At 73.7% G+C, this 14,171-nt stretch carries 11 protein-coding genes; all 11 read left to right on the forward strand.

The window, feature by feature from the left end; all coding sequences use genetic code 11:
• The first annotated feature begins 17 nt into the window (after window positions 1-17).
• The 11 genes from ACWPWV_RS14875 (at window position 18) to ACWPWV_RS14925 (ending at window position 14,116) form a co-directional block, all read left to right on the forward strand.
• Window positions 18-1,043 carry a tRNA (adenine-N1)-methyltransferase gene (locus ACWPWV_RS14875; protein WP_454043730.1) on the forward strand — a complete coding sequence of 342 codons (1,026 nt, stop codon included), beginning with the start codon at window positions 18-20 and terminating at the stop codon, window positions 1,041-1,043.
• A 190-nt stretch (window positions 1,044-1,233) separates the two neighbouring features.
• Window positions 1,234-2,886, forward strand: coding sequence for a proteasome ATPase (arc, locus tag ACWPWV_RS14880; RefSeq protein ID WP_454043731.1), 1,653 nt, complete (start codon window positions 1,234-1,236; stop codon window positions 2,884-2,886).
• Between the two features lie 351 nt (window positions 2,887-3,237).
• Window positions 3,238-4,872, forward strand: a complete 1,635-nt coding sequence (gene dop / locus ACWPWV_RS14885) for a depupylase/deamidase Dop (RefSeq protein ID WP_454044551.1) — start codon at window positions 3,238-3,240, stop codon at window positions 4,870-4,872.
• A 132-nt stretch (window positions 4,873-5,004) separates the two neighbouring features.
• Window positions 5,005-5,205: a ubiquitin-like protein Pup gene (locus tag ACWPWV_RS14890; protein WP_069386939.1), complete on the forward strand. Its 201-nt coding sequence runs from the start codon at window positions 5,005-5,007 to the stop codon at window positions 5,203-5,205.
• A 19-nt stretch (window positions 5,206-5,224) separates the two neighbouring features.
• Entirely contained in the window at window positions 5,225-6,112 is an 888-nt protein-coding gene (gene prcB / locus ACWPWV_RS14895; RefSeq protein ID WP_454043732.1) for a proteasome subunit beta, read from the forward strand.
• On the forward strand, window positions 6,109-6,870 hold the full coding sequence (gene prcA / locus ACWPWV_RS14900; RefSeq protein WP_454043733.1) for a proteasome subunit alpha: 762 nt from the start codon (window positions 6,109-6,111) through the stop codon (window positions 6,868-6,870). Before prcB ends, prcA begins: the two co-directional genes overlap by 4 nt.
• A gap of 6 nt (window positions 6,871-6,876) precedes the next feature.
• The gene (pafA, locus tag ACWPWV_RS14905; RefSeq protein ID WP_454043734.1) at window positions 6,877-8,238 is read left to right on the forward strand and encodes a Pup--protein ligase; all 1,362 of its coding nucleotides are present in this window, start codon (window positions 6,877-6,879) and stop codon (window positions 8,236-8,238) included.
• 81 nt (window positions 8,239-8,319) lie between these two features.
• Entirely contained in the window at window positions 8,320-9,291 is a 972-nt protein-coding gene (locus tag ACWPWV_RS14910) for an FKBP-type peptidyl-prolyl cis-trans isomerase (RefSeq protein WP_454043735.1), read from the forward strand.
• Entirely contained in the window at window positions 9,288-10,058 is a 771-nt protein-coding gene (gene hisF / locus ACWPWV_RS14915; RefSeq protein ID WP_454043736.1) for an imidazole glycerol phosphate synthase subunit HisF, read from the forward strand. The genes ACWPWV_RS14910 and hisF overlap by 4 nt, the downstream gene beginning before the upstream one ends.
• Before the next feature lie 288 nt (window positions 10,059-10,346).
• The gene (locus tag ACWPWV_RS14920) at window positions 10,347-12,260 is read left to right on the forward strand and encodes an ABC transporter ATP-binding protein (protein ID WP_454044552.1); all 1,914 of its coding nucleotides are present in this window, start codon (window positions 10,347-10,349) and stop codon (window positions 12,258-12,260) included.
• The gene (locus ACWPWV_RS14925; RefSeq protein ID WP_454043737.1) at window positions 12,257-14,116 is read left to right on the forward strand and encodes an ABC transporter ATP-binding protein; all 1,860 of its coding nucleotides are present in this window, start codon (window positions 12,257-12,259) and stop codon (window positions 14,114-14,116) included. Before ACWPWV_RS14920 ends, ACWPWV_RS14925 begins: the two co-directional genes overlap by 4 nt.
• The last annotated feature ends 55 nt before the right edge of the window (window positions 14,117-14,171 follow it).

Here is a 14,171-nt window from a genome sequence, read left to right on the forward strand (position 1 = left end):
GGCGCGGCCCGCTGCGCGTGGGGGACAAGGTGCAGCTCACGGACCCCCGGGGCCGCCTGCACACCATCACGCTCGCGCCGGAGGCCACGTTCCACACCCACAAGGGCTACCTCCGGCACGACGACCTCATCGGTGCCCCCGAGGGTTCCGTCGTGCGCAACACCGCGGGGATCGAGTACCTCGCCCTGCGCCCGCTGCTCTCCGACTACGTGCTCTCCATGCCGCGCGGCGCCGCGGTGGTCTACCCCAAGGACGCCGGGCAGATCGTCGCGATGGCCGACGTCTTCCCCGGTGCGCGCGTGATCGAGGCGGGGGTGGGCTCGGGCGCGCTCACCATGTCGCTCCTGCGCGCCGTCGGGGACGCGGGCGAGCTGCACTCGATCGAGCGGCGCGAGGACTTCGCGGCGATCGCGCGCGGCAACGTCGAGAACTTCTTCGGCGGCGAGCACCCCGCGTGGACGCTCTCGGTGGGCGACCTCGCCGACGTCCTGCCGACGGTCGCCGCGGACGGCACGGTGGACCGCGTGGTCCTGGACATGCTCGCCCCGTGGGAGAACCTCGACGTCGTGGCGCGGGCGCTCGTGCCGGGCGGGGTGCTCGTCTGCTACGTCGCGACCACCACCCAGCTCTCCCGCCTCGCCGAGGACCTGCGCTCCGACGGCCGCTACGCCGAGCCCGTCGCGTGGGAGTCGATGGTCCGCGGCTGGCACCTCGAAGGGCTCGCGGTGCGACCGCAGCACCGCATGATCGGGCACACCGGCTTCCTCCTCACCGCGAGGCGTCTCGCCGACGGCGTCGCGCCGCCGGAGCGCAGGCGCCGGCCCGCGAAGGGCGCCTACCCGACGGACGCCGAGCAGTGGTCCCCCGAGGAGCTCGGGGAGCGCCCGGTGTCCGAGAAGAAGATCCGCCGCGTGCGGCGCGACGTCGGGCAGGCACCCGGGGCGGACACCCCGGAGACCGCGTCGGAGGTCGCTCCCGACACCGCGTCGGAGGCCGCGTCGGGCGATGGCGGCGAGGCCCCGGACGACGTGTCGGGTGCGTGACGTTCCGGTAACGATCGGTGCCGCGTCGTCTCACGGTGGGTGTCGTCCGTGTACGCGGACCAGAATTGTGCCTAAGGTCTAGAACCCGATCGCCGGTGGTGGCCGACCACGGCAGGTCGCGGCTCACGCCGCGGGCCTCCCGGCTGCCGTGCGGCGACCGGGGGAGCCGCCGGCGAGAGGGGAACACCCGATGAGCGAGACATTCGGCCGAAGCGACGAGGGCGCGCCCAGCGGTGCGCGAGAGCTCGCGCTGCTCTCCGCGAAGAACGAGAGGCTCGCCGAGGCGCTGCGCGCCGCGCGCGACCAGATCCTCGACCTCAAGCGCCAGATCGACGACCTGGCCAAGCCCCCGGGCACGTACGCGGTGTTCCTCGCGGCGCACCCGGACGGCTCCGTCGACGTGTCGGCGTCCGGTCGCAAGATGCACGTCGGCGCGAGCCCGAGCCTCGACGTCGAGCGGCTGCGCCCGGGCCAGGAGGTCAAGCTCAACGAGGCGATGACGGTCGTCGCCGCCGGCGGGTACGAGCGCACCGGCGAGATCGTCACGGTCAAGGAGATCCTCGACGCCGACCGCGCGCTCGTCGTCGGGCGTGCCGACGAGGAGCGCGTGGTGCGCCTCGCGGGATCCGTCGCGCACACCGCGCTGCGCGTCGGCGACTCCCTGACGATCGACACGCGCTCCGGCTTCGTGTTCGAGGTGATCCCCAAGTCCGAGGTCGAGGAGCTCGTCCTCGAGGAGGTCCCGGACATCCGGTACGAGGACATCGGCGGGCTCGGCCCGCAGATCGAGCAGATCCGCGACGCCGTCGAGCTGCCGTTCACGCACCCCGACCTCTTCCGCGAGCACGGGCTGCGCCCGCCCAAGGGCGTCCTGCTCTACGGCCCGCCCGGCTGCGGCAAGACGCTCATCGCCAAGGCCGTCGCGAACTCGCTCGCGCACACCGTCGCGCGCTCGCGCGGCGAGGACGTCGCGCCCGGCAGCGCGAAGAGCTTCTTCCTCAACGTCAAGGGTCCCGAGCTCCTCAACAAGTACGTCGGCGAGACCGAGCGGCACATCCGGCTGATCTTCGCGCGGGCGCGGGAGAAGGCGTCCCAGGGCACGCCCGTCGTCGTGTTCTTCGACGAGATGGAGTCCCTTTTCCGCACGCGCGGCACCGGCCTCTCGTCGGACGTCGAGACGACGATCGTGCCGCAGCTCCTGTCGGAGATCGACGGCGTCGAGCGCCTCGACAACGTCATCGTCATCGGCGCCTCGAACCGCGAGGACATGATCGACCCGGCGATCCTGCGGCCCGGACGCCTCGACGTCAAGATCAAGATCGAGCGGCCCGACGCCGAGGGGGCCAAGGAGATCTTCGCGAAGTACCTCACCGACGACCTGCCGATCCACGCGGCGGACCTCGCCGAGCACGGCGGCGACGAGCGCGAGGTGCTCGACGCGATGATCCGTTCCGTCGTCGAGCGCATGTACTCCGAGGACGAGGAGAACCAGTTCCTCGAGGTCACCTACGCGAGCGGCGACAAGGAGATCCTCTACTTCAAGGACTTCAACTCCGGCGCGATGATCCAGAACGTCGTCGACCGCGCGAAGAAGTCCGCGATCAAGGACCTCCTCGCCACCGGGCAGCGCGGCATCCGCGTCGACCACCTGCTCGCGGCGTGCGTCGACGAGTTCAAGGAGAACGAGGACCTGCCGAACACCACCAACCCCGACGACTGGGCGCGCATCAGCGGCAAGAAGGGCGAGCGCATCGTCTTCATCCGCACGATCGTCCAGAAGAAGGGCGAGGGCGGCTCCCCGCGCACCATCGACACCGTGACGAACACCGGCCAGTACCTGTAGCGCTCCCGGGCTTCCGAGAGGCGGTGTCGGTGGCGCCGGGACGTGGCACTCCGGGGCGGCCGCCCCTCCGGCCACGCCCCGGCGCCGTCGCGTACGGACCTCACCGAGCGAGTCGGTGAGGGACCGGACGAGCGGGTGGGGCGACGTCGGATGCGACGGGCGTCGAGGCCGCGCTCCGAGAACCCACGGCCGAAAGACTGTGGCGACGGCGCGGACAGCCCGAGCACCGACGGCGCCCCACCCGCGGACCCGACACCACGACCCGCGGCCGGCCCGAGCACCGATGGTGGACACGGCCGACGCGTCGTCGCAGGTGCGGCTTAGGGTGGGCGCGTGAGCGTTCGACGGGTCATGGGGATCGAGACGGAGTACGGCGTGCTGCAGCCGGGCCAGCCCCTGGCGAACCCGATGCTCATGTCGAGCCAGGTCGTCACGACGTACCGAGCGCTCGCCGCACGCAGCGACGGCGCGCGGGGTCGCGCCCGCTGGGACTACGACGACGAGGACCCGCTGCAGGACGCGCGCGGGTTCCACGTGCCGCGCGCGTCGGCGCACCCGTCGCTGCTGACGGACGACCCGGCCGCGCCGGCGCCGTCGGGACCGGTCGCGGGGGACGGGGCCGACGAGAAGGACGCGTCGTTCCAGGAGGTCGCACGACCGACGACGGAGGAGTACGACGACCCGAGCGCGGCGAACGTCATCCTGACGAACGGTGCACGCCTGTACGTCGACCACGCGCACCCGGAGTACTCGTCGCCCGAGGTGACCGTGCCGCACGACGTGGTGTGCTGGGACGTCGCGGGGGAGCGCGTGATGCTCGCGGCGTCGCGCGAGCTCGCCCGCGCGCCGGGTGCGCCGGTCGTGCTCTACAAGAACAACGCGGACGGCAAGGGCGCGAGCTACGGCACGCACGAGAACTACCTCGTGGACCGCGCGGTGCCGTTCGGCGTGATCGTCGAGGTCCTCACGCCGTTCCTCGTCACGCGGCAGGTGTTCGCCGGGTCGGGGCGGGTCGGGCTGGGGCCGACGGGCGAGGGGGACGGGTTCCAGGTCTCGCAGCGTGCGGACTACGTCGAGGCCGAGGTCGGTCTCGAGACCACCCTGCGGCGCCCGATCGTCAACACGCGCGACGAGCCGCACGCTGACCGGCAGCGGTGGCGGCGCCTGCACCTCATCATCGGCGACGCCAACCTCTTCGAGACGGCGACGTACCTCAAGACGGGCACGACGTCGCTCGTGCTGTTCGTGGTCGAGCACCTCGAGGAGCTGGGGGCCGCGGTGCGGGCGCGCCTCGCGGGCCTGCGGCTCGCCGACCCGGTGGGCGACGTGCAGCGCGTGAGTCGCGACCTCGACCTGACGCAGGGGCTGCGGCTCGCGGACGGCCGGACGCTCACCGCGCTGGAGATCCAGCGCGAGTACCTCGAGGTCGCGACGGAGGCGTCGCGGCGCCTCGCGGGCGGGGACGGCACGGACGCGCCGACGCGCGACGTCCTGGAGCGCTGGGAGTCCGTGCTGACGCGTCTCGCGACCGACCGGGAGTCGTGCGCGCGCGACGTCGAGTGGGTCGCGAAGCTGCGCCTGCTCGACCGCCTGCGCGAGCGCGACGGTCTCGACTGGGGCCACTCCCGGCTGGCGGCGCTGGACCTGCAGTGGTCCGACGTGCGTCCCGAGCGCGGGATCTACCACCGCCTGCTCGCCGCGGGGGCCGTCGACCGGGTCGTCACCGAGCGAGAGGTGGGAGCGGCGGTGCACCACGCGCCGGAGGACACGCGCGCGTACTTCCGCGGGGAGGTCATGGCGCGGTTCGGGGACCAGGTCTCGGCGGCCAGCTGGGACTCCGTGATCTTCGACGTGCCGGGCTCGCCGTCGCTGCAGCGCGTCCCGATGATGGACCCGCTGCGGGGCAGCCGTGCCCACATCGGCGCGCTGCTCGACGCGAGCACCGACGCGGCGTCCCTCCTGGCGGGTCTCGCGGCTCCGGGGTGACGGTCAGGAACTAGGCTGGACGTACGACGGCGCCCCACGGGGCGTCGCGTGCGAGCAGGAACCGCTCGTGGCCGCGGCCGCGAGCGGTCGGACGACGAGCGCCGGTCACGACCGGCGGACGAGGAGGCCACCATGGCGGGTACCGAGCGCACGCACGCGTCGCACGAGGACCGTCGTCCCGACGACGAGCCGGACGCCCCGGAGGTCCCCACCGCGCCGCAGGCACAGTCCCGCGACGCCGAGGTGGACGCGCTGCTCGAGGAGATCGACGAGGTCCTGGAGACGAACGCGGAGTCGTTCGTCCGGGGATTCGTCCAGAAGGGCGGCGAGTAGGAAGCGTGGCCGACCGCTGATGAGCACCCACCAGCCCGACCGCCTTCCCGGGCGGCTCCCCGACGCGTTCACGACCCCCGGGTCGTCGTCGTTCCTCGACTTCCTCGCCGGTCACGCCCCTGACCTGCTGCCGTCCCGCCGCGCGGCGTCGCACGCCGGCTCGGGCGCCGCACCCGCGGCCCCGCACGCCACGACCATCGTCGCCTGCACGTTCGGCACGGACGGCGCTGGCGGCGTCGTGATGGCCGGTGACCGGCGCGCCACGATGGGCTCGATGATCGCGCACCGCGAGATCGAGAAGGTCTTCCCGGCGGACGAGTTCTCGGCCGTCGGCATCGCCGGCACGGCGGGTCTCGCGGTCGAGCTCGTGCGCCTGTTCCAGCTCGAGCTGGAGCACTACGAGAAGATCGAGGGCACGCTGCTGTCGCTCGACGGCAAGGCCAACCGGCTGTCGACGATGATCCGCCAGAACCTCGGCATGGCGATGCAGGGCCTCGCCGTGGTGCCGCTCTTCGCGGGCTTCGACCTCGACCGCGGCCAGGGGCGGATCTTCTCCTACGACGTGACGGGCGGGCGCTACGAGGAGCGCGACCACCACAGCGTCGGCTCGGGGTCGGTGTTCGCGCGGGGCGCGCTGAAGAAGCTGTGGCGTCCGGGCCTGGACCGCGAGGCGGTCGTGCGCGTCGCGGTCGAGTCGCTGTACGACGCCGCGGACGACGACTCCGCGACCGGCGGCCCGGACACGGTCCGCCGGATCTGGCCGGTCGTCGCCGTCGTGACGGGGGCCGGGTACGAGCGCGTGCCGGAGGCGGAGCTCGAGGCCGTCGTCGAGCAGATCGTCGAGGAGCGCCGCGGGCTCGCCGGGGGCGGGCGCGGCGCGACCGAGCAGGGAGGTGACCTCGCATGACGATGCCGTTCTACGTCTCGCCCGAGCAGCTCATGAAGGACCGGGCCGACTTCGCGCGCAAGGGCATCGCCCGCGGCCGCTCCGTCGTCGTGCTCGCGTACGAGGACGGGATCGCGTTCGCGACCGAGAACCCGTCGCGCGCGCTGCACAAGATCTCGGAGATCTACGACCGCATCGCGTTCGCCGCGGTGGGCAAGTACAACGAGTTCGAGAACCTGCGCGTCGCGGGAGTGCGCTACGCCGACCTGCGCGGCTACTCCTACGACCGGACGGACGTCAACGCGCGCGGTCTCGCGAACGCGTACGCGCAGACGCTCGGCACGGTCTTCACCACGGAGTCCAAGCCGCTCGAGGTCGAGCTCGTCGTCGCCGAGGTGGGTCCGACGTCCGCGCAGGACCAGATCTACCGCATCTCCTACGACGGGTCCGTCGCCGACGAGCAGGGTCACGTCGTCATGGGCGGGCGGTCGGAGCAGCTGGGCCGCATCCTCGACGACGCGTGGGAGCCCGACCTGTCGCTCGGCGAGGTGCTGCGCCTCGCGGTGCGGGCCCTGGGGTCCGGCGGCGAGGGCGAGCAGCCGCGCGAGATCGCGGCGAACCAGCTCGAGGTCGCGGTGCTCGACCGCACGCGACCGCGGCGCGCGTTCCGGAGGCTGTCCGGGACCGTGCTCGACGGCCTGCTGCAGGCGCCGCCCGGCGAGGCCCCGGCCGCGGGCGACGACGCGGGACCCGCGTCCGGCGCGACGAGCGAGGGGTAGGACGGCATGGACCGCAGGATCTTCGGCCTGGAGACGGAGTACGGCGTCACGTGCGCGTCGGACGACGGCCGCGGGCTGTCCGCCGACGAGGTCGCGCGCTACCTGTTCCGCAAGGTCGTCGCGTGGGGTCGCTCGTCCAACGTGTTCCTGCGCAACGGCTCGCGCCTGTACCTCGACGTGGGCTCGCACCCGGAGTACGCGACCGCGGAGTGCGACGACGTGCGCCAGCTCGTCGCCTACGACCGCGGCGGCGAGCGGATCCTCGAGGGTCTCGTCGCCGACGCGCAGCAGCGCCTCGAGCACGAGGGGCTGCCGGGTCGGATCCACCTGTTCAAGAACAACACGGACTCGGCGGGCAACTCCTACGGGTGCCACGAGAACTACCTGGTGCGCCGCCAGGGCGACTTCGCCCGGCTCTCGGACGTGCTCGTGCCGTTCCTCATCACCCGTCAGGTCCTCACGGGTGCCGGCAAGGTGCTCTCGACCCCGCGGGGTGCGGTGTACTGCCTGTCGCAGCGCGCCGACCACATCTGGGAGGCCGTGTCGAGCGCGACCACGCGCTCGCGGCCCATCATCAACACGCGGGACGAGCCGCACGCCGACGCCGAGAGCTACCGGCGGCTGCACGTCATCGTGGGCGACTCGTCGATGGCGGAGACGACGACCATGCTCAAGGTCGGGACGACCGACCTCATCCTGCGCATGATCGAGGCCGGCGTGCCGATGCGGGACCTGGCGCTGGAGAACCCGATCCGCGCGATCCGGGAGATCAGCCACGACATGACGGGCAAGCAGCCGGTCCAGCTGGCGAGCGGCCGCACGGTCACGGCGATCGACCTGCAGGGCGAGTACCTGCAGCGGGTCAAGGAGTTCGTCGAGGACGGGGTCTCCCCGACGCCGGTCGTCAAGCAGGTGCTCGACCTGTGGGAGCGCGGGCTGCGCGCGCTCGAGTCGGGCGACCTCTCGCTCGTGGACCGCGAGCTCGACTGGGTCATCAAGTACCGGCTGATCCAGCGCTACCAGGCCAAGCACGGCCTCGAGCTCGACGACCCGCGCATCGCCCGGCTCGACCTCGCCTACCACGACATCTCGCGGACCGAGGGCCTGTACAACCTCCTCGCGGCCCGTGGCATGGTCGAGCGCATCACCACCGACCTCGAGGTCTTCGAGTCGACCGCCGTGCCGCCGCAGACCACGCGCGCGAAGCTGCGCGGCGACTTCGTGCGCGCCGCGCAGGAGGCGCGCCGCGACTACACGGTGGACTGGGTGCACCTCAAGCTCAACGACCAGGCGCAGCGCACGGTGCTGTGCAAGGACCCCTTCCGCAGCGTGGACGAGCGCGTGGAACGACTCATCGAGTCGATGTGACGTGCGGGACCTGATGTGAGGACCGGTGTCCCGACGGTCGTGCGAACCCTCCCGGGGACGGCACGGCCGGTACGACGTCGCGTGCGCGGGGCCGGTGCGGCCGGGATCGTGCTCGTCGCCCTGCTGCTGGGGGCGTGCGAGGAGCCCGGGGACACGCCGGAGACGCCGGCGAACACCGCGCTCGAGGTGACCGGCTCCGCCGGGGCGCCCCCCACGCTCGAGTACACGCCGCCGCTCGACGTCCCGGAGAGCCGCTCGGAGGTGGTGTGGCCCGGGACGGGTCGTGAGCTCGTGGACGGCGACCCGGTGCTGCTCAACCTCTACGCGCAGGACGCGCGGGACGGGACGGTGCTGCAGAACACCTACGCCGACGCCCCGCAGTGGCTCACGCTCGACGAGGCGTCGGTGGGCAGCGAGCTGGCCGACGAGCTGCGCGGGCAGCGCGTCGGGGCCCGTCTCCTGCACGTCGAGGAGGACGAGGGCGTCCCCGTGGTGCTCGTCGCCGACGTGCTGCCCACGCGGGCCGAGGGCGAGGCCGTCGCGCCCGCGGCCGCCGAGGGCGTGCCGACGGTGACGCTCGCCGAGGACGGCGCCCCGACGATCGCGGTCCCGCCGGACTCCGCACCGCCGGGAGACCTCGGCATCCGTCCGCTGATCCGGGGCGACGGGCGCCAGGTCGAGGCCGGCCAGGTCGTCACCGTCCGCTACACGGGCGTGCGCTGGTCGGACGGCGAGGTGTTCGACACGTCGTGGGCGCCGGACGCGGCGCCGTCGTCCGTGATGATCGGTCTCGGCGAGGTCATCGAGGGCTGGGAGCAGGGGCTGCTCGAGCAGTCGGTGGGCAGCCAGGTCATGCTCGTCGTCCCGCCGGAGCTCGGCTACGAGGGGACCGCGAGCCCGCTCGCGGGCGAGACGCTCGTCTACGTCGTCGACATCCTCGACGCGCACTTCCCCGTGACGGCGGAGGAGGCGGCGGGCGGGGCCGAGGACGCCGATCCCGCCGCGCCCGACCAGACCGGCGAGGCGCCGGCCGACCAAGGAGAGACCTCATGACCGTCGCGATCCGCGTGATCCCGTGCCTCGACGTCGACGCGGGCCGCGTCGTCAAGGGCGTGAACTTCGAGAACCTGCGCGACGCGGGCGACCCCGTCGAGCTCGCGTCCCGCTACGACGGCGACGGTGCGGACGAGGTGACGTTCCTCGACGTCTCGGCGTCCTCCGGCAACCGGGAGACGACGTACGACGTCGTGCGCCGGACGGCCGAGCAGGTCTTCGTCCCGCTCACCGTGGGCGGCGGCGTGCGCGCGGTGGACGACGTCGACCGGCTCCTGCGCGCGGGGGCCGACAAGGTCGGCGTGAACACCGCGGCGATCGCGCGCCCGGAGCTCATCGCCGAGATCGCCGACCGGTTCGGGAGCCAGGTGCTCGTGCTGTCGGTCGACGCCCGCCGCACCACCGGGGACACGGTCACGGACTCGGGCTACGAGGTCACGACCCACGGCGGGCGGCGGGGCACCGGCATCGACGCGGTCGGCTGGGCCGCGCGCGCGGCGGAGCTGGGGGCGGGCGAGATCCTGCTCAACTCGATGGACGCGGACGGCACGACTGCGGGCTTCGACCTCGAGATGCTCGCCGCGGTCCGCCGCGAGGTGCGCGTGCCGCTCATCGCGAGCGGCGGAGCGGGCACGCCGGAGCACTTCGTCGAGGCGGCGCGGGCGGGGGCGGACGCCGTCCTCGCGGCGAGCGTCTTCCACTTCGGCACGCTCACCGTCGGCCAGGTCAAGGACGCCCTGCGCGCCGCCGGCGTCGAGGTGCGCTGAAGGCGGCGCCCCGGACGAGGACCCCGCGCCGGGACGACGGGACGACTCCGGCCGGGAGCGCGTCGGGGAGCGGTCGGGCCCTGCTGGCGGGCCACGGCGGCGTCGGCGCCCTGTGAGAGGATCGTCGGATCCCGAACGAAAGACGAGGTACGTCCCGTGCCCGGCAGCACGACGCGCCCGAACGGTGCCGACGCCCAGCCCTCCGCCCCCGACTCCCTCCCCGCAGAGCCGCGGGTCCGTCGTCCGCACGGCCTGACCGGGTCGCGCGTACGCCGCTCGCTCGCCCTCATGGGCCGCGGCCTGCGCGACGAGCCGCGCACCTACGTCCTGGCGATCGGCTCGTCCGCGCTCTTCGGCGCGCTGACGGTCGGCGTGAGCAGCGCGATCGGCACGGTCACCGACGAGGTGGTCGTCCCCGCGCTCGCCGGTGACGCGGCCGCGCGGGACCGCATCTGGCTGGCCGGGCTCGTGCTCGCCGGCATCGCCGTCTCGCTCGCGGCGAGCGTCGCGGCCCGCCGCATCTTCGCCGGGAACGGCTACGCCGCGCTCCAGGCCCGGCACCGCACGGCCGTGACGCGGCAGTACCTGCGGCTGCCGATGTCGTGGCACCGCGCGCACCCGGCCGGTCAGCTCCTGTCGAACGCGAGCTCGGACGTCGAGGCCGCGACCGGCGTGTTCAACCCGCTGCCCTTCGCGCTCGGCGTCGTCGTGATGATCGGCGTGTCCGCCGTGATGCTGTTCCGGATCGACGTCTGGCTCGCGTGCGCCGCGCTCGTCGTCATCCCGGTCGCCGTCGCCGTGAACGTCGTCTTCCAGCGGTACATGTCGCCCGCCATCACGCGCGCCCAGCAGCTGCGCGCCGAGGTGGCCGACGTCGCGCACGAGAGCTTCGAGGCAGCCCTGCTCGTCACGTCGCTCGGCACGGCGGACCGCGAGGAGCGCCGGTTCGCCGAGCGCACCGACACCCTGCGCGCCGCGAACGTCCGCGTCGGCGTCGTGCGGGCCTTCTTCGACCCGGTCATCGAGCTGCTGCCGTCCCTCGGCACCTTGCTCGTCCTCGGTGTCGGCACGGTCCGTCTCGCCGCGGGCGGCGTCCAGCCCGGCGAGATCGTCACGGCGGCGTACCTCCTGACGATCATGGCCGTCCCGGTGCGGGCGTTCGGCTGGGTCCTCGGCGAGCTGCCGCGCGGCCTCGTCGGGTACGAGCGCATCAGCCGCGTCGTCGACGCCGGGACGGGGCTCGTCCCGGGATCGCGGGCGCTCACCGGCACGGGCGGGCTGCGGGTGCGCTTCGAGGGCGTGGGCGTCGACGTCCGCCCCGGCGGCCGGCCCGTGACGCTCCTCGACGGGGTCGACCTCGACCTCGCCCCCGGGAGCACGGTCGCCGTCGTGGGCTCGACGGGCGCGGGCAAGACGACGCTCGTCTCGCTCCTCGCCCGCCTGTCCGACCCCACGCGGGGCCGCGTCACGCTCGACGGCACCGACGTGCGCGACGTGCGGCAGCCCGACCTCACCGCGCAGGTCGCGCTCGTCGCCCAGCACGCCTTCGTGTTCGAGGACACCGTGCGCTCGAACGTCACGCTCGCCGACGAGGGCACCGGGCCCGACGACGCGCAGGTGTGGGACGCGCTGCGTCTCGCGCGCGTCGACGACGTGGTCGAGCGGCTGCCGGAGGGCCTCGACGCGCCGCTGGGCGAGCGCGGCGCGAACCTCTCCGGCGGGCAGCGCCAGCGGCTCGCGATCGCCCGCGCCCTGGTCCGGCGACCGCGCCTGCTCGTGCTCGACGACGCGACGTCCGCCGTCGACCCGCGCGTCGAGCAGCAGATCCTCGCCGGGCTGCGGGACGAGGGCCGCGAGCGCCCGACGGTCGTCATGGTCGCGTACCGGATGGCGAGCGTGGCGCTCGCGGACGTCGTCGTGCACGTCGGCTCGGGCCGGGTGGTCGACGTCGGGACGCACGAGGAGCTGCTCGCGCGCGACCCGGGCTACCGGGAGCTCGCGACCGCGTACGCGCGCGAGGCGGCGCGCCGCGCCGCCGACGAGGAGGACGCCGCCGACGACGAGATCCACCGGCACGAGGCGCGGGCGGCGGACGAGACGGCCGATCCCACGACGGAGGACCTGGACCGCCACGAGGGCTGGCGTGAGGACGAGGCGGACGACGTGGTGCGTCGGGCCGAGGCAGGGGCGCTGGAGGAGTGACGACGACGACCACGGACACCCCGGGCACGACCGGGACCGCGAGGACGACCGCCGACCCGCGCATCGCCTCGGCCAGCACCCTGGGCGTGCTCGCCACGCTGCGCCGCGGCGTGCAGGTCTCGCCGCAGATCCTCGACGGCCTGTGGATCACCCTCGGCCTCGCGGTCGCGGCGGCGCTCGGGCGCGTCGTCGTGCCGGTCACGGTCCAGCAGACGATCGACACCGGAATCCTCGCCGACGGCGGCCCGGACACCGGTCGGGTCGGGCTGCTCGTCGGCGCGGCCGCGGCGGTGCTCGTCGTGGCGGGGCTGTGCTCGGCGCTCGTCAACGTCCGGCTCTTCCGGTCGACGGAGGCCGGCCTGGCGCACCTGCGCGTGCGCGCGTTCCGCCACGTCCACGACCTGTCGGTCCTCACGCAGAACACCGAGCGTCGCGGCTCCCTCGTCTCCCGCGTGACGAGCGACGTCGACACCATCTCGCTGTTCGTGCAGTGGGGCGGCATCATGCTGCTCGTCTCCGTGCTGCAGATCGGCGTCGCGACGGTGCTCATGGCGATCTACTCGTGGCAGCTCACGATCGTCGTGTGGGCGTGCTTCGTGCCGCTCTTCCTCGTCCTGCGTCCCGCGCAGCGGCGGGTCAACGACGCCTACACGACCGTGCGGGCGCGCGTCGGCGCGATGCTCGGCGCGATCTCCGAGTCGGTCGTCGGCGCCGAGACCATCCGCGCCTACGGCGCCGGTGCGCGGACAGCGCGGCGGATCGACGCCGCGGTCGACGGCACGCGGCGCGCCATGGTGCGCGCCCAGAAGCTCGTCGCGGTGGTGTTCTCCAGCGGCGTCCTCGTCGCGAACCTCGTCCTGGCCGTCGTCGTGGTCGTCGGGTCTTTCCTGGGCGTGGCGGGGGACATCTCCGTGGGCCGGCTCCTCGCGTTCCTCTTCCTCGTCCAGCTCTTCACCGGACCGGTCCAGATGGCGACCGAGATCCTCAACGAGCTGCAGAACGCCGTCGCCGGGTGGCGCCGCGTCCTCGCGGTGCTGGAGACCCCGGTCGAGGTCGTCGACCCGGGCGAGGCCGGCACGACGAGCCCGCGCGGGCCGGCGCACGTCCGGCTCGAGGGCGTGCGGTTCGCCTACCCCGACGGTCCCGAGGTGCTGCACGGCGTCGACCTCGACCTGCCGGCGCGCGCCTCGGTGGCCGTGGTCGGGGCGACCGGGTCCGGCAAGACGACCATCGCCAAGCTCGTCACGCGGCTCATGGACCCCACCGCCGGCCGCGTGCTGCTCGACGGCGTCGACCTCCGTGACATCCGGACCGCGAGCCTGCGCGAGCGCGTCGTGCTGGTCCCGCAGGAGGGCTTCCTGTTCGACGGCACGCTCGCCGACAACGTGGCCTACGGACTGCGGGGCGACCCGGGCGTCCCCGCGGCGGGCACGCCGGCCCGCGAGCAGATCGAGGCGGCGGTCGACCGGCTCGGGCTCGCCGACTGGGTCGCGGACCTGCCCGACGGCCTCGACACCGAGGTCGGGCAGCGCGGCGAGTCGTTGTCGGCGGGCGAGCGCCAGCTCGTCGCGCTCCTGCGCGCCTACCTCGCGGAGGCCGACCTGCTCGTCCTCGACGAGGCGACGTCCGCCGTGGACCCGGCGACCGAGGTGCGCATCGCGCGCGCCCTCGCGTCGCTCACGGCGGGCCGGTCGACGCTGACGATCGCGCACCGGCTGTCCACGGCGGAGGCCGCCGACCTCGTGGTCGTGGTCGAGTCCGGCCGGGTCGTCGAGGTGGGGCACCACGACGAGCTCGTGCGCGCCGGAGGCGTCTACGCGCACCTGCACGACGCGTGGGTGTCGCAGACGCGGTGACGGGGACCACGTCCGCCCCGGGCGAGACACGGGGCACGGCGGCGCGCGGCGTCTG

Source organism: Cellulosimicrobium sp. Marseille-Q8652 (assembly GCF_965112045.1).